Origin of the sequence: Pseudomonas versuta (assembly GCF_001294575.1) — a bacterium.
GTDB lineage: Bacteria > Pseudomonadota > Gammaproteobacteria > Pseudomonadales > Pseudomonadaceae > Aquipseudomonas > Aquipseudomonas versuta.
Window position 1 is genome coordinate 879,182 of record NZ_CP012676.1, and the last position, 20,327, is coordinate 899,508.

General features: G+C 61.0%; 17 protein-coding genes. 14 read left to right on the forward strand and 3 right to left on the reverse strand.

Annotated features, from left to right (window positions below; translation table 11 throughout):
• Window positions 1-20: 20 nt before the first annotated feature.
• Complete coding sequence (gene poxB / locus AOC04_RS04075) at window positions 21-1,742, reverse strand: ubiquinone-dependent pyruvate dehydrogenase (RefSeq protein ID WP_060691266.1); 1,722 nt, start codon at window positions 1,740-1,742, stop codon at window positions 21-23.
• 166 nt (window positions 1,743-1,908) lie between these two features.
• Between poxB and AOC04_RS04080 the strand changes: the two genes are divergently transcribed.
• The 3 genes from AOC04_RS04080 to AOC04_RS04090 all read left to right on the forward strand — a co-directional run bounded on the left by AOC04_RS04080 (window position 1,909) and on the right by AOC04_RS04090 (window position 5,700).
• A complete protein-coding gene (locus tag AOC04_RS04080; RefSeq protein WP_060691267.1) occupies window positions 1,909-3,096 on the forward strand; it encodes a low temperature requirement protein A in 1,188 nt (395 codons plus the stop codon).
• 363 nt (window positions 3,097-3,459) lie between these two features.
• Window positions 3,460-4,839: a glutamine synthetase family protein gene (locus AOC04_RS04085; protein ID WP_060691268.1), complete on the forward strand. Its 1,380-nt coding sequence runs from the start codon at window positions 3,460-3,462 to the stop codon at window positions 4,837-4,839.
• A 213-nt stretch (window positions 4,840-5,052) separates the two neighbouring features.
• The gene (locus tag AOC04_RS04090) at window positions 5,053-5,700 is read left to right on the forward strand and encodes a class I SAM-dependent methyltransferase (protein WP_060691269.1); all 648 of its coding nucleotides are present in this window, start codon (window positions 5,053-5,055) and stop codon (window positions 5,698-5,700) included.
• A gap of 12 nt (window positions 5,701-5,712) precedes the next feature.
• Here AOC04_RS04090 and ampC read toward each other — a convergent pair whose 3' ends face one another.
• A complete protein-coding gene (ampC, locus tag AOC04_RS04095; RefSeq protein WP_060691270.1) occupies window positions 5,713-6,873 on the reverse strand; it encodes a class C beta-lactamase in 1,161 nt (386 codons plus the stop codon).
• Window positions 6,874-7,161: 288 nt separating this feature from the next.
• Here ampC and rnd point away from each other — a divergent pair, with 288 nt between their 5' ends.
• From rnd to AOC04_RS04110, 3 genes are all read left to right on the forward strand, one after another.
• The gene (gene rnd / locus AOC04_RS04100; protein WP_060691271.1) at window positions 7,162-8,295 is read left to right on the forward strand and encodes a ribonuclease D; all 1,134 of its coding nucleotides are present in this window, start codon (window positions 7,162-7,164) and stop codon (window positions 8,293-8,295) included.
• Window positions 8,292-8,585, forward strand: a complete 294-nt coding sequence (locus AOC04_RS04105; protein ID WP_060691272.1) for a YcgL domain-containing protein — start codon at window positions 8,292-8,294, stop codon at window positions 8,583-8,585. The genes rnd and AOC04_RS04105 overlap by 4 nt, the downstream gene beginning before the upstream one ends.
• Window positions 8,586-8,703: 118 nt before the next feature.
• Complete coding sequence (locus tag AOC04_RS04110; protein WP_060691273.1) at window positions 8,704-9,636, forward strand: D-2-hydroxyacid dehydrogenase; 933 nt, start codon at window positions 8,704-8,706, stop codon at window positions 9,634-9,636.
• Window positions 9,637-9,748: 112 nt separating this feature from the next.
• Here AOC04_RS04110 and AOC04_RS04115 read toward each other — a convergent pair whose 3' ends face one another.
• On the reverse strand, window positions 9,749-10,342 hold the full coding sequence (locus tag AOC04_RS04115; RefSeq protein WP_060691274.1) for a nitroreductase family protein: 594 nt from the start codon (window positions 10,340-10,342) through the stop codon (window positions 9,749-9,751).
• A gap of 155 nt (window positions 10,343-10,497) precedes the next feature.
• On the opposite strand from AOC04_RS04115, the gene AOC04_RS04120 reads away from it, so the two are divergent.
• The 8 genes from AOC04_RS04120 (at window position 10,498) to AOC04_RS04155 (ending at window position 20,325) form a co-directional block, all read left to right on the forward strand.
• The gene (locus AOC04_RS04120; protein ID WP_060691275.1) at window positions 10,498-10,947 is read left to right on the forward strand and encodes a YcgN family cysteine cluster protein; all 450 of its coding nucleotides are present in this window, start codon (window positions 10,498-10,500) and stop codon (window positions 10,945-10,947) included.
• Window positions 10,948-10,975: 28 nt separating this feature from the next.
• A complete protein-coding gene (locus tag AOC04_RS04125) occupies window positions 10,976-12,205 on the forward strand; it encodes a hypothetical protein (RefSeq protein WP_060691276.1) in 1,230 nt (409 codons plus the stop codon).
• 210 nt (window positions 12,206-12,415) lie between these two features.
• Entirely contained in the window at window positions 12,416-12,505 is a 90-nt protein-coding gene (kdpF, locus tag AOC04_RS04130) for a K(+)-transporting ATPase subunit F (RefSeq protein ID WP_060691277.1), read from the forward strand.
• An 8-nt stretch (window positions 12,506-12,513) separates the two neighbouring features.
• A complete protein-coding gene (gene kdpA / locus AOC04_RS04135) occupies window positions 12,514-14,208 on the forward strand; it encodes a potassium-transporting ATPase subunit KdpA (protein WP_060691278.1) in 1,695 nt (564 codons plus the stop codon).
• Window positions 14,209-14,218: 10 nt separating this feature from the next.
• The gene (gene kdpB / locus AOC04_RS04140; RefSeq protein ID WP_060691279.1) at window positions 14,219-16,291 is read left to right on the forward strand and encodes a potassium-transporting ATPase subunit KdpB; all 2,073 of its coding nucleotides are present in this window, start codon (window positions 14,219-14,221) and stop codon (window positions 16,289-16,291) included.
• 21 nt (window positions 16,292-16,312) lie between these two features.
• The gene (gene kdpC, locus AOC04_RS04145) at window positions 16,313-16,864 is read left to right on the forward strand and encodes a potassium-transporting ATPase subunit KdpC (RefSeq protein WP_060691280.1); all 552 of its coding nucleotides are present in this window, start codon (window positions 16,313-16,315) and stop codon (window positions 16,862-16,864) included.
• Window positions 16,865-16,935: 71 nt separating this feature from the next.
• Entirely contained in the window at window positions 16,936-19,602 is a 2,667-nt protein-coding gene (locus tag AOC04_RS04150) for a sensor histidine kinase (protein WP_060691281.1), read from the forward strand.
• 36 nt (window positions 19,603-19,638) lie between these two features.
• Window positions 19,639-20,325, forward strand: a complete 687-nt coding sequence (locus AOC04_RS04155) for a response regulator (protein ID WP_060691282.1) — start codon at window positions 19,639-19,641, stop codon at window positions 20,323-20,325.
• Window positions 20,326-20,327 lie beyond the last annotated feature (2 nt).

Here is a 20,327-nt window from a genome sequence, read left to right on the forward strand (position 1 = left end):
ACGGTTATCGGGTGGTGTTTTCAGCGCGTCAAATTGACCTTGGCCAGATCAATCAGCTCCCGGGCTCGACCATCCATCACGGTTTTGAGCATGAACAAGCTGAAACCCTTGGCCTGTTCGAAGGTTTTGCTCGGCGGCATCACCAGTTCCTGACGGGCGCTGACTACGTCGACCAATACCGGGCCGTCATGGCTCAGCGCTTCACGCAGGGCCGCTTCCAGCTCGTGCGGATGCTCGACACGGATCCCTTTGACCCCCATCGCTTCGGCCATGGCAGCAAAGTTCGGGTTTTTCAGTTCGCAGCCCACATCCGGGAAACCCGCCGCTTTCATTTCCATCTCTACAAAGCCCAGGGTGCCGTTGTTCAGCACTATGACTTTGATCGGTAAACCGACCTGATTCAGGGTCAGAAAATCGCCCATCATCATGGTGAAACCACCATCGCCAGACATGGAGATCACCTGCCGGTCAGGGAAGGCCGCTTGCGCGCCGATGGCCTGCAGCATCGCATTGGCCATTGAACCGTGGTTGAACGAGCCGACCAGTCTGCGCTTGCCGTTCATTTTCAAGTACCGCGCAGCCCAGGCTGTGGGCGTACCCACATCACAGGTGAAGATCGCGTCTTCATCCGCCAGTTCGTTGACCAGGCGGTTGAGGTACTGCGGGTGGATGATTGAGCTGTCAGGGCCGCTTTCGGCCAGGGCATCGAGGTCTTCGCGGGCTTTTTTGTAGTCCTTGAGTGCGATATCCAGGTGCTGGCGCTCAGGGTTTTGCTGCACTTTTGGCAGCACCGCCTGCAACGTCAGTTTCACATCCCCGATCAGCCCCAGCTCCAGCGGGCAGCGATTGCCCAGTGCTTCGGAGCGCAGGTCGATTTGCGCGATATAGCCGTGCTCCGGATAAAACTGGCGATACGGGAAATTGGTACCCAGCATCAGCAGGGTGTCACAGCTCATCATGGCCTTGTAACCCGATGCAAAACCGATCAGCCCGGTCATGCCGACGTCATACGGGTTGTCGTACTCGACATGTTCCTTGCCGCGCAGTGCGTGCACGATCGGGGCGTTCAGGCGCTCGGCCAGGGCCAGAATTTCCGGGTGGGCACCGGCGCAGCCTGCGCCGCAGAGCAAGGTGATTTTTTTGCCGTCATTGAGAAATGAGGCCAGGCGCTCGATGTCGGTATCGTGCGGACGAACCATGGGCAGGCTGGGTGTGAGCCAGTTGGGCACTTTGGCCTCGGTGGTTTGCAGCGCCACGTCTCCCGGAATCACCACGACCGCCACCCCGCGTTTGGCGATGGCCATGCGCATGGCGCGTTCGAGCACTTGCGGCAACTGCTCGGCCCGCGAGACCAGTTCGACGTAATGACTGCATTCCTTGAACAGGCTTTCCGGGTGGGTGGCCTGAAAGTAATCAATACCGATCTCGCTGCCAGGAATATGCGCGGCCAGTGCCAGCACCGGCACGCCGCTGCGATGGGCGTCGAACAGGCCATTGATCAAATGCAGATTGCCCGGGCCGCAACTGCCGGCACAGACTGCCAGCTCGCCGGTCAAATGCGCTTCGGCACCGGCGGCAAAGGCTGCGGACTCTTCGTTGCGCATGTGGATCCACTGGATCTGTTCCTGGCGCCGCAGTGAGTCAGTGAAAGCATTCAAGGAATCCCCCACCACCCCGAACACACGTTTGACGCCGGCTTGCTGCAGGGCTTGGGTGATGAAATCGGCAACCGTTCTGGCCATGAGAGGCTCCTTGAAGTAAGAATGCGGACGAAAGCAGGATAGACACAGCATCCGACCTCGCAGGTTTTTAAAACGTTCGATGAACAAGAATTCATGCGCATAAGGCGCGCTTTTGCAGGAGCCGTCTTGCCGGCTCCTGCAGTCAATGCTTCCCGGAGGATCCGACATGACCCGCTCCCTTTCCTTGCTGCGCGGCCGAGGCAGTCATGACAGTGGCAAGGTCGGTATGGTCGAGCTGTTTTTCGACCTGGTCTTCGTGTTTGCCGTGACCCAGCTGTCCCATTCACTGCTGGCCAATTTAACGGCGTTGGGTGCCGTGCATGTGGGCTTGCTGCTGGTTGCCGTATGGTGGGTGTGGATCTTTACTTCGTGGGTGACCAACTGGCTCGACCCCGAGCGCATCCCGATTCGTATTGGCCTGTTTGTACTGATGGTGGCCGGGTTACTGCTGTCGGTGTCGATCCCTCACGCTTTCACGGATCGCGGGCTGCTGTTTGCGGGGGCCTTTGTGTTCATGCAGGTCGCACGTTCGGCGTTCGCCATGTGGCTGGTGCGCACCGAGTCGCCCAGCCTGGCGCGAAACTTTCAGCGCATCTTGATCTGGATGCTGTTGTCGGGGGTGTTCTGGATTGCGGGGGGAGTGCTCGAAGGCAATCTGCGCCTGGCTTGCTGGGCCCTGGCGCTGGCAATCGAACTGGTGTCGCCTTCATTGTTCTTTTGGGTGCCGGGGCTGGGGGCCTCGACCCTGGACGACTGGAACGTTGAAGGTAATCACATGGCCGAGCGATGCGGGCTGTTTGTGATTATTGCCCTCGGCGAGTCCTTGCTGGTGACGGGGGCCACCTTTGCCCAGCTGAGCTGGAGCATTGCAGGTCTTGCAGCCTTTGTGGTGGCGGTGCTGGGCAGCATTGCCATGTGGTGGATCTACTTCGACAGCGGCGCCGAGCGGGCCCATGAGCGCATTGCCCACGCCAGTGATCCCGGGCGCCATGCGCGTCTGGCCTACACCTACATTCATGTGTTGATGATTGCCGGGGTGATCGTCAGCGCGGTGGCCGACGAGTTGGTGTTGATGCACCCGGGGCACGCAACGAATGGTGCAGTGATCACCATAATGGCCGGGCCTTTCCTGTTTTTGCTGGGATGTGCGCTGTTTAAATGGGTGATGTCGGACCGACCGCTACCACCGTTTTCCCATCTTGGCGGTATGGGGCTGTTGTTGATGCTGCTGCCGGCGGCATTGGCGCAGGTCTTTTCAGCGTTGATTCTGGGGGCACTGACCACCCTGATTTTGATCATCGTCGCGGGGTGGGAGGCGGTGTCCTTGAGTCGCGGTCCGCTACCCAATGTTTAGCGGCGCTGCAACCAAAGGTATAAAAGTCTGTATTTGACCTGCCTGGGCTGCCGTGTGAGGCTGGCGTTTCTTTGCAGGCAATGGTTTTAGCTATGAGGCTTGGCCCCACCAGAATCAGGTACCACTGGCTGTCGCACGTTTTAACGTCAAGCGGTGGGCCTTGCTCCGGTTTTTTTGCCTGTTCAACCGTGTCTGCCTGTTCTCTCCCTTCAAAACTGGCCTTCTGGGCCTTGTTTCACTGCCGGCATGCCCGCCCGCCGGATGCTCGTAGTGCCCGTTGAGTCTGTGGCTGGCGCCCTGTAGCGGGCGCTGCCGAATTGGCGCGCCTGTGCGCCTGTCTTATACGAACTTACGAGTATTGCCATGAGTGCCGCCCCTGCGTTTGCCCCGCTGCAAGAAGCCCTGGATTTTCTGGAACTGAACCCGGATGTCGAGATGTTCGAGCTGTTCATCCTCGACAATAACGGCGTGCCCCGGGGCAAGTTGTTGCACCGCGATGAGTTGCTGGAGGTTTATAAAAACGGCCGCCCGCTGCCGAGTACGATCCTGGGGCTGAGCATTAATGGCGATGACGTTGAAAATACCGGGCTGGTGTGGGACGTGGGCGATATCGACTGCCGCGCCTTCCCAATCAGTGGCAGCTTGCAGCGCATGCCGTGGCGTCTGATTCCAATGGCGGCGGTGCAAGTCAGCATGCACCCGCAGTCGGGGATGCCGGCGACAGTGGCCGATCCCCGGCACTTGTTGTCCAAGGTGATCGATGGCTTGAAGGCCGATGGCTATTACCCGGTGATGGCTGCCGAGCTGGAGTTTTATTTGCTCGACCAGCAGCGTGACAGCACCGGTCGCCCGCAACCTGCACGCGATGCTGACGGTCAGCGTCCGCGTGCCACTCAGGTATACGGGTTGCGGGAGCTGGAGCAGATCGAGCCGTTTCTGGCTGACCTGTATAGCGCCTGCAAGCTGCAAGGGATTCCGGCGCGCACGGCGATTTCCGAATACGCACCGGGGCAGGTGGAAATCACCCTCGAACACCGCAATGACGCGTTGCAGGCAATGGATGAAGCGGTGCGCTACAAGCGCTTGGTCAAAGGTGTGGCGCACAAGCACGGGATGGTGGCCTGTTTTATGGCTAAGCCGTTTGATGACCTGGCGGGCACCGGCATGCATATGCATGTGAGCCTGGCCGACAAGGACGGCAACAACCTGTTCGCCAGCGAAGCGCCGGACGGCACGCCGTTGCTCAGGCAGGCCGTGGGCGGCATGCTCGACACCTTGCTCGACTCGCTGTTGATGTTTTGCCCGAATGCCAACTCCTACCGCCGCTTTCAGAGCAACAGCTACGCACCGCTGGCCGCGACCTGGGGAGTGGACAACCGCACCGTCAGCTTGCGTGTGCCGGGCGGTCCGGCGTATTCGCGCCATATCGAGCACCGTATTTGTGGCGCTGATGCCAACCCGTACCTGGCCGCGGCGGCGATTCTGGCCGGGATCCATCGCGGAATTCGTGAGCAGCGTGATCCGGGGGCTCCGGTTGAGGGCAACGGTTATGCCCAGGCGACTGAGATGCTGCCGACCGACTGGCTGACCACATTGCGTGCGCTGGAAGGCTCGGCGTGGGCCAAAGAGGCGTTCGGGCCCGACTTTCTGAAGGTCTATCTGGCCGTCAAAAATGCCGAGTACCGTCAGTTCATGGGCGAAGTCGGCGAGCAGGACTGGCGCTGGTATTTGCAGCAGGCGTGATTCGGCACAGCACCCTCTGTGTGGGAGTCGAGCTTGCTCGCGATGGCATCAGCACGCCGTATCAGGCCAGTCCTGACGCCTGCATCGCGAGCAAGCCCGCTCCTGCAGAATTGATGAGGTTTGTGCGACTTTTTATGGTTTTCTGACAATTTTTTCACTGGTGCCCCGATAGTCTCTGTGTCGAACATAACCAAACACTAGAGTTCGCGGGCCATGTCATCGCAGCTACCTACCACCGTTGAGCTTGAGTTCGCCGAACGCTATGACCGCGAGCATGCACAAGTGTGCAGCGAAGTGCGGCCCAAAGGCTTTGTCCGGCGGTTGGCATTGTGGCGTGAACAGCGTCTGGTTCGCCGGGCGCTCAAGGTCGCGGGCGAGCCGGGGCTGGTGCTGGATCTGGCATGCGGGGCCGGGCGTTTCTGGCCATTGCTGGCAGAGCACGGCAATCGGGTAATTCTGGCCGCCGATTCGTCCCAGGGCATGCTCGATCATGCCCAGACTCACCATCCCGTCAGTTTGCTGGCGCGTATCAAGCTGTTTAAAAGCTCGGTATTTTCCATCGACATGTCTGAAAACGCGGTGGACAGCATTTTCTGCATGCAGCTGTTTCACCATGTACGCGACAGCGAGCATCGCCTGGCCATCCTGCGCGAGTTGCATCGCGTGAGCCGTGACAGCCTGATCCTGTCGTTATGTGTGGGGCGCTCGGCGCATCAGTGCGAGGACATGCAACGGATTGTCGTGTCCAAGGAAGAAATCGAATCCCAGTTTGCCCTGGCAGGTTTCAGCATCCTCAAGCATTACGATGTGCTGCCCGGCTATGCGCTGGGCAGCATCTATGTCGTGCGTAAAGAGGCCTAGCGCCAACAGACCCTAGTCCAGAGCGTTGAAGATTTTATACGCCAGCTCGATGCGGGCACTGTTGGGGTAGTTCTTGTTGGCCAGAATGACCACGGCCTGTTTTTTAGCCGGCACCAACGCTATATAGCCGCCAAAGCCACCGGTAGAGCCTGTCTTGTTGAGCCACACGGCCTCTTGTGGCGCCAGGGGCGGGTGCAGGGCAATCACGTCATTGTTGTTGTAGACCATCTTGTCCGAGTTGCCGACCAGCAGATTCTTCAGCGTGACCGGGTAGGCGTATTGCTCCCAGATCAAATCCTGGGTCATAGGCCCGACCCGGAAATAGCCCGTGTGAGTGTCGCGAATGGCCCGCCCGACTTTTGCGGGAGGCTCGCCCAGCCCGGCATTTAACTCGGCAAAGTGAATCAGGTCGCGGCTACTGGTTTTAACCCCGTAGGCTTCGTTGCCCAGCATGCCGGAGTTGAGCCTGACCGGTTGATCCTGCTTGTCATAGCCCTGGGCATACAGGGCCATCTTGCTCTTTGGCACCTCGATATAAGTGCTGTGCAGGCCCAGTGCGGGGAATAACGTGTTTTCCATGGCCTGGACAAAAGGCAGGTTCATGCTTCTGGCCGTAATCAGGCCCAGCATGCCGATGCTCGGGTTGGCGTAGCTTCTCTGGGTGCCCGTCGGGTAAACCGGTTTCCAGTCCTTGAAGTAGTCCATTAGCTGGCTTTCGTTCTGCACGGCGTCAGGGACCTGCAACGGGAACCCGCCAGCGGTGTGAGTGGCCAGGTGGCTCAGTTGCACTTTGCCAAAAGCGCTGCCTTGAAGTTCGGGTACGTACCTGGAGACCGGGTCGCTCAGTGATAGCTGGCCATTGACCTGAGCGTAGGTGGCCAGGGTGGCCGTAAGGGTTTTACTGATCGAGCCGACCTCGAACAGGGTGTCAGGGGTGATGTGCGCCTGAGTCGCCCTAGATGCCACGCCGAAATTGTAGAAGTGCTGCCTGCCATTGACGCTGACGGCAATGCTCAGGCCCGGTACGCCGTAGGTCTGCATGACCTGCCTGGCACCTTCGGTTACGGCGGCATCGAGTTGGGGATCAAGGTTTTGCGCCAGTGCTGGCGTGCCAAAGGCGCAAAAGCCTGCCAGCACTAAAGTAAGACCGGACAGCTTGCGGGGGACAGACATGGGGTTAATCCTCGGCTTTTGTGTGCGTGGACACTGACGTGTGTGCTGGCCCGACTCCACGCTGGCGGTGTCACGCAATGTTCGCAGCGGGGCGAGGGGCATGAGCGTTTTGCAGGTTCCAGAGCGCCGTACCTTACAGGTTTCGGAAAACAATGCAGGTCAGGAACCAAAGATGTGATGGTAATTGCCTAAAATTGTGTAGGTTTTTCGTCGCCAAGAGCGTCAGTCAATGCCCGGAAATCCCTGGCGTCGATATATACTGCGCGCCATTCTTCAAGGGAGAGCCGTGTGGCCATCGATATTCACTGGATTCGCGACAACGATAGCCTCGGCCAGCATTGCGCCGAATGGCAGAGCCTGCCATTCGTAGCCCTCGACACCGAATTCATGCGGGTCGACACCTTTTACCCGATTGCCGGCCTGATCCAGATTGGCGACGGCGAGCGGGCTTACCTGATTGACCCCCTGACCATCGACAACTGGCAGCCTTTGTCCGCCCTGTTGGAAAACCCTGCCGTGGTCAAAGTGCTGCACGCCTGCAGCGAAGACCTCGAAGTTCTGTTACGCCTGACCGGCAGCCTGCCGGCGCCATTGTTCGATACCCAACTGGCAGCGGCTTACCTGAACCTGGGCTTTTCCATGGGCTATTCGCGCCTGGTCAAGGAGGTGCTTGACCTCGACCTGCCCAAGGGTGAAACCCGTTCTGACTGGTTGCAGCGTCCGCTGTCGGAAACCCAGATCAGCTATGCCGCCGAAGATGCCCTGCATCTGGCTGAGGTGTATGTGCTGCTGCGTCCGCGCCTGTCGGATGAGAAGTACGCCTGGGTGCTGGAGGATGGCGCCGAACTGGTGGCCAATCTGCGCCGTGAAGTGGACCCTTACGAGGTGTACCGCGAGGCCAAGCTGGCCTGGAAGCTGTCACCCGCACAGCTGGCTGTACTGCGTGAAATCTGCGCCTGGCGCGAGCATGAAGCGCGGGCCCGTGATCTGCCGCGCAATCGTGTCGTGCGCGAGCATGCCTTGTGGCCCTTGGCCAAAACCCAGCCCGATAATCTGGTGGCGCTGGCGCGTATTGAAGATATGCACCCGCGTACCGTGCGTCAGGATGGCGAGTTTTTGCTTGATCTGATCAAGCGCGCTGCCAGTCTGCCCCCGGAACAATGGCCGCCGGCCGTGCCTGAGCCGTTGCCGGTGGAAGCCGCCGCGTTGATCAAGCGACTGCGAGCCATCGGTCAGGCTGAAGCCGAACGCCTGAACATTGCGCCGGAACTGATGCTGCGCAAGAAAACCCTGGAAGCCCTGCTTAAAAGTGGCTTTCCCAATGGCCCTTATCAATTGCCGGACTCACTGCGCGGATGGCGCCGTGAGCTGATGGGCCAGGCTTTGCTCGATTGCCTGGCCACTGCTGGAGAACCGTCTTGAAACGTATTTGCTCTATCTACCGCAGCCTCAAACGCAACGAAATGTACCTGTACGTGCTCAAGGCCGATGCCCTGGAGCGAGTGCCGGAATCCTTGCTCAGCGCTTTTGGCAAGCCGCACCATGCGTTTGATCTGGTACTGAGCCCTGAGCGCGCCTTGTCGCGCGAAGACATTCATAAAGTGCTGGAAAACCTGGACACCCAGGGCTACCACCTGCAAATGCCGCCGGCCGAAGACGAATATATCGAGCACTTGCCCGAAGAACTGTTGCGTCGTAACGACCCGATGTAAATGCAGGGCGCCCGGTTCCGGGCGCCTGTCTAAAAGGCTCAATTTGATTGGCGGTGGCCGGACGCTACGGGGTTAACCCCGGCGGCGGACGCTGCAGTGTTTTAGGAAGGTTAGAAGCATGCGCGTCCTGATTGCCGAGCACGATTACCCGCTTTACGCCCAACTCTTGCAGCAGGCAGCTCCCGACCTGGAGGTGCAGACCAGTGGCGATTCGGCGCAATTGGCGCAGATGGCTGCAGATTGCCCGGTGTGGCTGGGGCAGCCGGATTTGATGGCAACCCTGTTGCGTCAAGGGCACAAGCCGCAGTGGCTGCAATCAACCTGGGCCGGAATCACACCGTTGCTGGCCGACGGCCTGAAGCGCGATTACCGGCTAAGCCGGGCAGTCGGCATCTTTGGTCAGGTGATGGCCGAATATGTGCTCACTTATATGCTCGGTCATGAGCGCGAAGTCATCGCGCGGCTGCTGAGCCAGGTCGAGCGCAAGTGGGACAACCGTACCGGCCAGAGTCTGGTCGGGCGCAAGGTGTTGATTGTCGGGGCAGGGGATATTGGCCAGACCGTGGCGCAGTTTCTTGCACCGTTCGGGGTTGAGCTGTACGCCATTGCCAGCGCTGCCCGGGAACAGGCGCCGTTCAAGGAAGTTGCGACGTTGAGCGACTTGCCGCGTCTGGTCGGGCAGATGGATTACGTGGTCAACCTGCTGCCAAACACCCCGCAAACCCATGACCTGTACGACGCTGAACTGTTTGCGCTGTTCAATCCCGAGGGTGTGTTCATCAATGCCGGGCGCGGTGTGGCCGTGGTGGATGCCGACCTGGTTGAAGCCTTGCGTGTGGGGCATCTGGCGGGCGCGATCATTGATGTGTGCCGTCAGGAGCCGTTACCGGCCAAGCATCCATTCTGGACGGCCTGGGGCTTGCTGCTGACCGGTCATAGCTCGGCACCGACCTCGCCGTCGTTGATGGTGCAACTGTTTGTCGACAACCTGCGGGCGTTCCAGGCGGGTGAGGCACTGCGCGGCGAAGTGGATTTCGCTCGCGGGTATTGATGAAGTAGTCACCCTTGTGGGAGCTGGCTTGCCAGCGATGCAGGCCACGCGGTTTTTCTAATACACCGCACCGATACCATCGCCAGCAAGCTGGCTCCCACAGTGTTGGGGGTTACAGACTGAAATCGCCTTCGGCTACCAGTTTGCTCAACGGCTCACGCTGGCTCGGGACTTCCTTGGCCTGCAGGTAATCCACCAGGCTGGCCTTGTCGCCCAGTTTGCCGATGGCCACCATCGCCTGAATGGCATAGCCCTCAGGGATTTTCAGTTCCTGGCGCGCGCGTTCGTAATCCAGACCGCTCATGCCGTGGGTGTGCCAGCCGCTCAAATGCGCTTGCAGCGCCAGATGGCCCCAGGCTGCACCGGTATCAAAGGCGTGGGTCGGTGCAGGCTTTTCTTCAGTAGTCCCCGGCGGGGCGAATGTGGTTTTCGACACGATCACCACCAGCGCGGCAGCATGCTTGGCCCAACCCTGGTTGAATTCCACCAGCAGGCTCAGGTAACGCTCGAAATCAGGGGTGCCGCGCAGGGCAAACAGAAAGCGCCAAGGCTGCGAGTTGTAGGCCGAAGGTGCCCAGCGGGCGGCTTCGAAAAAACTCAGCAGGGTGGTCTTGTCGATGGTTTCGTCGGTGAAGGCACGGGGCGACCAGCGTTGGGTGAACTGCTCATGGATCTGGTGTTCGGCAATGCGATTGGAAGCAGGCATTCGATTTTCCTGAGTTGATTTACCGGGTACGAAGCTACTTTTACCCCATCCTCCTGACAAGTCCAGTTACACCGTCAGTCACAAGCGCTTGGCCCGGGGAGCGCGGGGCACTAGACTGGCGGCCTTTTCCACTCCCTGATGTTGATGTTTGAACCATGGCCGCAATCGTTGAACCGTTCTGGATCCGCAAAACCCTCGATCAACTTGATCAAGAGGAATGGGAGTCGCTGTGCGACGGATGCGGCCTGTGCTGCTTGCAGAAGCTCGAGGATGAAGACGACAACAGCGTCTACTACACGCGCATTGCCTGCAAATTGCTCGACCTGAAAACCTGTCAGTGCACCGACTACGCCAAGCGTCGCGACACTGTTGCGGACTGCATTCAGCTGTCGCCCGGCAAGGCTGAAGAGTTCAAGTGGCTGCCGCCGACCTGTGGGTACCGGTTGGTCAGTGAGCGTAAAGACTTGCCGCTCTGGCACCACCTTGTGTGTGGCGACCGGGACGCGGTGCACCATGAACGCATTTCGCAATCCGGGCGCATGCTTGCCGAGGGCAGCGTGCCGGAAGACGACTGGGAAGATCATCTGATTTTTCGCGCCGGTTAAGTGCCGGAGCGGTTGCCATGGAGTGTGTATGCCGCTGCGTTACAAATGGCCTCTGGGGCTGCTGCTACTGATCGCTTGCGGACCTCTGTGGGCCGCCAAAAAAGTTGATTTTGACTACCACGTGCGCCTGCTGCCGCAAAGCGATCAGGCGCAGGTGCGCTTGACCCTGGCCGAGGGGACGGCGGTGCGCAGCCTGAATTTCGATCTTGGGCCGCCGGGCAGTTACAGCGATTTCAAGGCTGACGGCCAGTGGCAGTTGACCCCCGATGCCCTTCACAGCCGTGGCCTGTGGCACCCGGCACCGGGCAAGGCCAGCCTGAGCTACCGCGTGCGTTTGAACCATCAGCGCAAGAACGGCAGTTTTGACACGCGCATGACCCCGCAGTGGGCGCTGTTTCGCGGTGAGGACCTGGTCCCGGCGGCCAGTCTCGATGCGCAAGACGGCAGCGAACTGGTGTCGCGTCTGGAATTTGAGCTGCCACCGGGCTGGAAGAGTGTCGAAACCCCATGGCCACGGATCGGCAAAAACCGTTTCCGGATCGACGATGTATCGCGTCTGTTCGACCGCCCGACCGGCTGGATGCTCGCCGGCACGCTGGGCACCCGCCGCACCATCCTGAGCGAAACCGAAGTCACCGTGTCCGCGCCTAAAGGGCAGGGCATGCGGCGCATGGATGTGCTGACCCTGCTGACGTTCGTTTGGCCCCAGGTGCAAGCAGTATTCCCGCGTAACCCGCCCAAGCTGTTGATTGTCGGTGCGGGCAGCCCGATGTGGAAAGGCAGTGCGGCGGCAGGCAACTCGATCTACCTCTACAGCGGCCTGCCTCTGGTCAATGAGGCGGGTAGCAGCCCGTTGTTGCGTGAACTGGTGCAGTTGTTCAGCGGGATCAATGACGAGCCGGAGCATGACTGGATTGGCGAAGGGTTGAGCGAGTATTACGCCATTGAGTTGATGCGCCGTGCCGGCGGCATGAGTGAGGAGCGTTACCAGACCCTGCAACACAGGCTCAATGCTGCCGGCAAAGGCGTGACCCGTCTGCGCGGCCAGGCCAGCCCGGCGATGGTTGCACGGGCTGTGACGCTGCTGCAGGCGCTGGACCGCGAGATCCGTCTGCAAACCCGCAGCAAGCGTTCACTGGATGACGTCAGCCAGGCCCTGATGCGTCTGGACAAGGTCAACACCCAAGTGTTTATCCAGCTCAGCGAAAGTGTGCTGGGCGGGCCATCCGAGGTCCTGGACACACCGCTGCTGCACTAAAACCTCTCTGCAGGGGGTAGGAGCGAGCTTGTCTCGCGATCTCTTGAATACGGCCGCGAAGAGCTCGCGAGGCAAGCTCGCTCCTACAGGTCAGACTGTCTTCTTTACGCCTTCTTTACGCCCCCGCATCCCCTTCGATCTCGATCCTTTACGCCCTTGTTGCACACACTCTTCCCACACACGGCAATGGCCGTTTCGGGGAGATTTGTCATGGGCGTTCTGGATGGAGTGTCGCTGCTGCTGGCAGTGGGGCTGTTCGTTTATCTGCTGATTGCGCTGTTGCGCGCAGATCGGAACTAGGAGCGGGTATGCACAGTTATGACTATGCGCTGATTCTTGCGTTCTTTGCGTTTGTGCTGGTGCCGGCGCCCTTTCTCGGGCGGTTTTACTACAAGGTGATGGAGGGCCAGCGCACCTGGCTGACACCGGTCTTCGGGCCGGTGGAGAAGGTCTGCTACCGCGTCGCCGGGGTTGACCCGGACACCGAGCAAAGTTGGCAGAAATACACCCTGGCCCTGCTGGCGTTCAACCTGGCGGGCTTTGTGCTGTTGTTCGCCATTTTGTTGCTGCAACAGTATCTGCCGCTCAACCCGCAGCAGCTGCCCGGGCAAGAGTGGACCCAGGCGTTCAATACCGCGGTGAGTTTTGTCACCAATACCAACTGGCAGAGCTACAGCGGTGAGGCGAGCCTCAGTTACTTTAGCCAGATGGCCGGCCTGACCGTGCAGAACTTCGTCAGCGCGGCCACCGGGCTGGCGGTGCTGGTAGCGCTGTGCCGCGGTATCAGCCGCCGCTCTGCGCAAACCCTCGGTAATTTCTGGGTCGACATGACGCGTGCCACGCTCTATGGCCTGTTGCCGTTGTGCCTGGTGCTGGCGTTGTTTCTGGTCTGGCAGGGCGTACCGCAAACCTTCGCCCATTACGTAAATGCCGTGACCCTGCAAGGCGTGGATCAGGTGATTCCGCTGGGGCCGGCGGCCAGCCAGATTGCGATCAAGCAATTGGGTACCAACGGCGGTGGCTTCTTCGGCGTGAACTCGGCGCACCCGTTCGAGAACCCGAGCGCCTGGAGCAACCTGTTCGAGATGGCCTCGATCATCCTGATCCCGGTCGCGCTGGTGTTCACCTTTGGCCATTACGTCAAGGATCTGCGTCAGAGCCGGGCCATCATCGCCTGCATGCTGGCATTGTTCCTGATCGGCGGCGGTACGGCGCTGTACGCCGAATACCAGCCCAACCCGACTTTGAACAGCCCGCTGGTCGAGCAAACCGCGCCGCTGGAAGGCAAGGAAGTGCGCTTCGGCACCACGGGCACCGTGCTCTGGACCGTCACCACCACCGCCGCCTCCAACGGTTCGGTGAACGGCATGCACGACAGCCTCAACCCGATCAGCGGCATGGTGGCACTGGTCAACATGATGGTCGGTGAGGTGATCTTCGGCGGCGTCGGTGCCGGGCTCTACGGCATGTTGCTCAACGTGTTGATTGCAGTGTTTCTGGCCGGCCTGATGATTGGTCGCACTCCGGAATACCTCGGTAAAAAACTGCAGGCCAAAGAGGTTCAGTTATTGGTGGTGACCTTGCTGGTGATGCCGGTGGGGGTGCTGGTGCTGGGGGCTATCGCAGCCGTGCTGCCAAGTGCCGTGGCGTCGGTGAGCAACCCTGGAGCCCATGGCTTCAGCCAGATTCTGTACGCCTTCACGTCGGCCAGTGCCAACAACGGATCGGCATTTGCCGGGCTCAACGCCAATACGCCGTTCTACAACCTGATGCTGGGGCTGGGCATGTTGCTCGGGCGCTTCGGCTACATCCTCCCGGTACTGGCCCTGGCCGGCAGCCTGGCGCTAAAGAAAACCGCGCCGATTGGCCAGGACAGTTTTCCGACCCATGGCCCGCTGTTTGTGGCGCTGTTGACCGTGACCATCCTGCTGGTAGGCGGCCTGACGTTCTTGCCGACCCTGGCCCTTGGCCCAATCGCTGAACAACTGACTCTGGGCTTCTGAGGAGACGATGATGACTATGCCTGCTCCTGTTTCCAAGTTGACACCTACGCCTGAAGCCAAGGCGAGCGAATCACCGAAAACCTCGTTTGCCGATATTTGGCGCCCGGCCTTGCTGCAAGCCTTCGTCAAGCTCGACCCGCGTCAGCTCAAGCGCTCACCGGTGATGCTGGTGGTGGAACTGACGGCGATTTTCACCACCGTGCTGTGCTTTATGCCAGAGCCTGCGGTGCCCACCGGGGTGGCGGTGCAAATCGCCCTGTGGCTGTGGTTTACCGTGCTGTTTGCCAACTTTGCCGAAGCCTTGGCCGAAGGCCGCGGCAAAGCCCGCGCCGACAGCCTCAAAGCGGGCAGCGTCGGCTTGAGTGCGCGGCGGCGTACGGCCACGGGCGGCTTTGAAGTGGTGCCCGCGACCCGCTTGCGCAAGGGTGATGTGGTGCGCGTCGAAGCCGGGGAGATGATTCCCGGTGATGGCGAGGTAATTGAAGGGATTGCCGCGGTCAACGAAGCGGCCATCACCGGCGAATCGGCACCGGTGATTCGCGAGTCCGGCGGTGATCGCTCGGCAGTGACCGGCAACACCCGGCTGGTGTCGGACTGGCTGCTGGTGCAAATCAGCGCCAACCCCGGCGAGTCGACCCTGGACCGTATGATCGCGCTGGTCGAAGGTGCCAAACGCCAGAAAACCCCTAACGAAGTGGCGCTGGATATCCTGCTGATCGGTCTGACCCTGATCTTTCTGATTGTCGTGGTGACCTTGCAGCCGTTCGCCTACTACGCCGGTGGCAGCTTGCCGCTGGTGTTTCTGGTGGCGCTGCTGGTGACCCTGATTCCGACCACCATTGGCGGTTTGCTGTCGGCCATCGGGATTGCGGGCATGGACCGGCTGGTGCGGCTCAATGTGATCGCCAAATCCGGGCGTGCGGTGGAAGCCGCAGGCGACGTGCATGTGTTGATGCTGGATAAAACCGGCACCATCACCTTCGGTAACCGTCGCTGCACGGCGCTCTATGCGTCCCCCGGCGTGACTGCCAAAGAGCTGGCTGAAGGTGCTTTGCTGGCCTCGCTGGCGGACGAAACGGCAGAGGGCAAGTCCATCGTCGAGTTCATTCGCGGCCTGCATACCCTGGCGGAACCTGCGGCAGCTGATTTCACCGCGGTGCCGTTTACTGCCGAAACTCGCTTGTCGGGTATCGACTGTCACGGGCGGATTTATCGCAAGGGTGCAGTGGACTCCGTACTGGCGTTTGTCGGCCTCAAACGCAGCGAAGTACTGCCGGCGTTGTCACGCGAGATCGACAAGATCGCCCAGAGCGGTGGCACTCCGTTGCTGGTTTGCGCCCAGGGCCGGTTGCTTGGCGCGATCCACCTCAAGGACGTGGTCAAACCCGGTATCCGCGAACGCTTTGCCCAATTGCGCAAGCTGGGGATACGCACCGTGATGGTCACCGGTGACAACCCGCTGACCGCTGCTGCCATTGCGGCCGAAGCCGGTGTGGATGACGTGCTGGCCGAGGCCACGCCCGAGAAAAAACTGGCGCGCATCCGCCATGAGCAAAATGACGGGCGGCTGGTGGCCATGTGTGGCGACGGTGCCAACGACGCACCGGCACTGGCCCAGGCTGACGTCGGCATGGCGATGAACGACGGCACTCAGGCCGCGCGGGAAGCGGCCAACATGGTCGATCTGGACAGCGACCCGACCAAGCTGCTGGATGTGGTGCAAATCGGCAAGGAACTGCTGGTGACCCGTGGCGCCCTGACCACGTTCTCGATTGCCAACGACGTGGCCAAGTACTTCGCGATCCTGCCGGCTCTGTTTGCCACCATCTACCCGCAGTTGGGCGTGCTCAACATCATGGGGCTGAGCAGCCCGCAGAGCGCGATTTTGTCGGCCATCGTGTTTAACGCACTGATCATCGTGGTGCTGATCCCGCTGGCCTTGCGTGGCGTGCGGGTCCAGGCGGCGAGTGCCGCGCATTTGTTGCGTCGCAACTTGTTGATCTATGGCGTGGGCGGGCTGGTGGTGCCGTTTGCAGGCATCAAGCTGATCGACATGCTGCTCACCGCCCTGCACCTGGTTTAACCACCTTTAGAGGAATCGATCATGGCTACTCTTTTACGTCCGGCCCTGAGCCTGATGGTGTTGATGACGGCGATCACCGGGGTGATCTACCCGCTGACCGTTACCGGGATTGCGCAGTTGGCGTTCCCGCAGCAGGCCAACGGCAGCCTGATACGCGACAGTGCAGGCCAGGTGCAGGGTTCGGCACTGATCGCACAGGCTTTCACGGGTGATGGCTGGTTCCACCCGCGGCCGTCGGCGGGGGCCTTTGCCACGGTGTCCAGTGCCGCGAGCAACCTGGCGCCGAGCAACCCGGCCCTGGCCACGCGGGTCAAGGACAGCGCGGCACAGTTGGTGGTAGCCGATCAGGGCCCGGTGCCTCTGGCATTGCTGACGACTTCGGGCAGTGGCCTGGACCCGCACTTGCCTCCTGAGGCAATACGCTATCAACTGGCACGGGTAGCCGCCGCGCGTAATTTGCCGGTGCAGACGCTCGAGCAATTGCTTGAAAAACATACCGAGCAGCCGCTGGTGGGGCCGCCGGTAGTGAACGTATTACTGCTGAACCAGGCGTTGGCGCAGCTTGAAAACTGACAGCACCCCGCAGGAGCGAGCTCTATGAACAGCTCGCTCCTGCGGGGTTTATGTATTCAATAGGTAATTCCATGACAGATTCTGGTCGCGCCGATGCGCTCTTGGCAGATCTACCTCGCGCAGGCCGTGGCCGGCTCAAGGTGTTTCTTGGTGCAGCGCCCGGCGTGGGCAAGACCTACGCCATGCTGCAAGCGGCTCATACCCAGGTCCGCCAAGGCGTAACGGTGTTGGCGGGGGTGGTCGAGACCCATGGTCGGGCCGAGACCGAAGCACTGCTCAACGGGTTGCCTCAGCAACCCATGCTGCGCTCGGAGTATCGCGGCGTGCAGCTCGAAGAGATGGACCTCGACGGGTTGCTGGCGGCAGCCGCCAAGCTGGTGCTGGTGGACGAACTGGCCCACAGCAACGCTCCCGGCAGCCGCCATGCCAAGCGCTGGCAGGATGTCCAGGAATTGCTGGCAGCGGGGATCGATGTCTACACCACGGTCAACGTCCAGCATCTGGAAAGCCTCAACGATCAGGTGCGTGGCATTACCGGGGTGCAGGTGCGCGAAACCGTGCCCGACTGGATCGTTCAGGAAGCCTACGAACTGCTGTTGATCGACCTGCCGCCGCGTGAACTGCTGGAGCGTCTGCGTGAGGGCAAGGTGTACGTGCCCGAGCAGGCGCGGGCAGCGATCGATGCCTTCTTCTCCCAGACCAACCTCAACGCCCTGCGCGAACTGGCGATGCAGACCGCGGCGGTGTATGTCGACGATGAGCTGGATAAAGGCTATCGCCAGCAGGGGCAATCGGCTCCCGCGTTGCGTGGCCGGTTGCTGGTGGGGATTGATGGCGACGTGCATGCCGAGCGCCTGGTACGCCACGCCAGCCGCGTCGCAGAACGCAGGCATCTGCCCTGGAGTCTGGTGCATGTGGACAACGGTACGGTGCGTGACGAGCAATCGCGGCTGCGTCTGCAAAACGCTCAGCAACTGGCTGAGCGCCTGGGTGGCGAAGTGGTGTTGCTGCGCGCCGGTGAAGTGGCGAAGACCCTGATTCAACACGCCAGTGAGCGCCGTGCCAGCCTGTTGCTGGTCGGCCAGTCGCGCCTGACCTGGCGTCGGCGGGTCTTCGGTGGCGGTCTGGCTTCGCGGTTGCTGCGCGATGCCCATGGTCTGGAAATCAACGTGCTCGACAATGAGCAGTCGCCCACCCCCACTTCCAGTCGTGGAGCACGCACGCTGGTGTGGTTTGATTACGGCCTGGCGCTGGTGGCGACCGTTCTGGCCAGTGCCCTGGCCTGGGGCGTTTCCAGTGTGCTGGCATTGCCCAATATCTCGCTGGTGTTTTTGGCGGCCGTATTGCTGGTTGCCGTGCGCAGTAGCCTGGGGCCCTCACTGGCCTGCGCCGCGCTGTCGTTTCTGGCCTATGACTTCCTGTTCATTCCGCCCAACTTCTCGTTCAGCATCCAGCGTGAAGAAGACGTGCTGACTTTGCTGTTCTTTTTGCTCATGGCAGCCCTCACCGGCAACCTGGCGGCCCGGCAACGGCGGCAGTTGCAGGCACTGCGCGACACTCAGGAGGAAACCACGCAATTGCTCGACCTGTCGCGCAAACTGACCGCCGCCACCGATCGCCAGGCCGTGATCAATGCCGCGGCCCAGCACTTGAGCAGCTGGAAGGAACTCGAAGTGTGTTTGCTCAATCGTGAAGCCGGCGGTGGCTGGAAGGTTGAGACGGGTGGCCCGTTGCAGTTCAGTGAGGCCGAACGCGTCGCGGCGGATTGGGCCTGGGCCCACGATCAGCCCGCAGGCAAGGGCACCGGAACCCTGCCGATGGGGCGCTGGTGGTGGTGGCCGTTAAGCGCTGAAGAGGGGCCGCTGGCCTTGCTTGGCGTGTGCCCCAAAGAAGGCCAGCAGCTCAGCGGCCAGCGGCGCCGTTTGCTGATGGCGCTGAGTCAGCCTCTGGCCCAGGCGCTGGCGCGCGCCCGTTTGGCCCAGGACCTTGAGGCTGCGCGTTTGCATGGTGAAACCGAGCAGTTGCGCAGCGCCTTGCTGGCGTCCGTGTCCCATGACCTGCGCACGCCCCTGACCACGATGCGGGGCAGTATCGACACCTTGCTGGCACTGGGTGAGGCGATCCCTTTGGCGGATCGTCGCGAACTGCTGGAGGGCACCCGTGATGAAGCCGAGCGGCTGGACCGCTACATTCAGAACTTGCTGGACATGACCCGGCTGGGGCACGGCGCGCTGAAACTGGCCCGTGACTGGGTGTCCCCGGCCGACATTGTGGGCAGTGCCCTGAATCGACTGCATGCCGTGCTGGCACCTTTGCAGGTGCAGGTGGATGTGCCGGCGCAATTGCCGTTGCTGCATATCCACGCAGCGTTGATCGAGCAGGCGCTGATCAATGTGCTGGAGAACGCCGCGCGCTTCTCGCCGCCTGCCGGGCGACTGGTGCTGGAGGCCGGTGCCGATGAACAGGAGCTGTGGTTTGCGGTCAGCGACCAGGGCCCGGGGATTCCGGAAGATGAGCGGGCGAAGATTTTCGACATGTTCTACACCGCCGCCCGCGGTGATCGCGGCGGGCAGGGCACCGGGCTGGGGCTGGCGATCTGTCAAGGCATGGTCGGCGCCCATGGCGGGCGAATTACCGTCGGTGACGGCATTGATGGCACGGGTACATGCATCACCTTGTATCTGCCGTTACCTGAGCAGCCGCCCCTGGATCAAGAAGAGCCCGAGCATGAACACTGATACTCTTTGGCCATTCTTTTGCTGCGATGAGATGCCATGAGCCAGTGCGCAACTATTTTGGTCATCGACGACGAGCCGCAGATCCGCAAGTTTTTGCGCATCAGTCTGGTTTCCCAGGGCTACAACGTGCTGGAAGCTGCCACGGGGGCCGACGGCTTGAGCCAGGCTGCGTTAAAGCAGCCGGACATGCTGGTGCTCGACCTGGGCCTGCCCGACATGGATGGCCAGCAGGTGTTGCGTGAATTTCGCGAGTGGTCGAACGTGCCGGTACTGGTGCTTTCGGTACGCGCCAGCGAAGTGCAAAAGGTCCAGGCGCTGGACGCCGGGGCCAACGACTATGTGACCAAGCCCTTCGGGATTCAGGAGTTTCTGGCCCGGGTGCGTGCCTTATTGCGCCAGGCACCCGCTGGCGAGACGCAAGCGGCGGCGGTTGAACTTGGCCCTCTGGTGGTTGATCTGGCATTTCGCCGGGTGTTGCTGGATGGCGTGGAAGTGGCACTGACCCGCAAGGAATACGCGGTGCTCGCGCAGTTGGCACGCCACCCGGGGCGGGTGATCACCCAGCAGCAATTGCTCAAGGATATCTGGGGCCCGACCCACATTGAAAACTGTCATTACCTGCGCATCGTGATTGGTCATCTGCGGCAAAAGCTGGCGGATGATCCGACGCATCCGCGATTCATTGCCACTGAAGCGGGCGTCGGGTATCGGTTGTTGACCTGACA

Excerpts from the sequence above, each read along its gene's own strand:
- kdpC (WP_060691280.1), top strand. The coding sequence starts at position 16,313 with ATGGCTACTCTTTTACGTCCGGCCCTGAGCCTGATGGTGTTGATGACG.
- AOC04_RS04120 (WP_060691275.1), top strand. The coding sequence starts at position 10,498 with ATGGCCGCAATCGTTGAACCGTTCTGGATCCGCAAAACCCTCGATCAA.
- AOC04_RS04115 (WP_060691274.1), bottom strand. The coding sequence starts at position 10,342 with ATGCCTGCTTCCAATCGCATTGCCGAACACCAGATCCATGAGCAGTTC.
- kdpF (WP_060691277.1), top strand. The coding sequence starts at position 12,416 with ATGGGCGTTCTGGATGGAGTGTCGCTGCTGCTGGCAGTGGGGCTGTTC.
- AOC04_RS04155 (WP_060691282.1), top strand. The coding sequence starts at position 19,639 with ATGAGCCAGTGCGCAACTATTTTGGTCATCGACGACGAGCCGCAGATC.
- AOC04_RS04080 (WP_060691267.1), top strand. The coding sequence starts at position 1,909 with ATGACCCGCTCCCTTTCCTTGCTGCGCGGCCGAGGCAGTCATGACAGT.
- kdpB (WP_060691279.1), top strand. The coding sequence starts at position 14,219 with ATGACTATGCCTGCTCCTGTTTCCAAGTTGACACCTACGCCTGAAGCC.
- AOC04_RS04150 (WP_060691281.1), top strand. The coding sequence starts at position 16,936 with ATGACAGATTCTGGTCGCGCCGATGCGCTCTTGGCAGATCTACCTCGC.
- poxB (WP_060691266.1), bottom strand. The coding sequence starts at position 1,742 with ATGGCCAGAACGGTTGCCGATTTCATCACCCAAGCCCTGCAGCAAGCC.
- AOC04_RS04110 (WP_060691273.1), top strand. The coding sequence starts at position 8,704 with ATGCGCGTCCTGATTGCCGAGCACGATTACCCGCTTTACGCCCAACTC.
- AOC04_RS04090 (WP_060691269.1), top strand. The coding sequence starts at position 5,053 with ATGTCATCGCAGCTACCTACCACCGTTGAGCTTGAGTTCGCCGAACGC.
- ampC (WP_060691270.1), bottom strand. The coding sequence starts at position 6,873 with ATGTCTGTCCCCCGCAAGCTGTCCGGTCTTACTTTAGTGCTGGCAGGC.
- AOC04_RS04125 (WP_060691276.1), top strand. The coding sequence starts at position 10,976 with ATGCCGCTGCGTTACAAATGGCCTCTGGGGCTGCTGCTACTGATCGCT.
- AOC04_RS04085 (WP_060691268.1), top strand. The coding sequence starts at position 3,460 with ATGAGTGCCGCCCCTGCGTTTGCCCCGCTGCAAGAAGCCCTGGATTTT.
- kdpA (WP_060691278.1), top strand. The coding sequence starts at position 12,514 with ATGCACAGTTATGACTATGCGCTGATTCTTGCGTTCTTTGCGTTTGTG.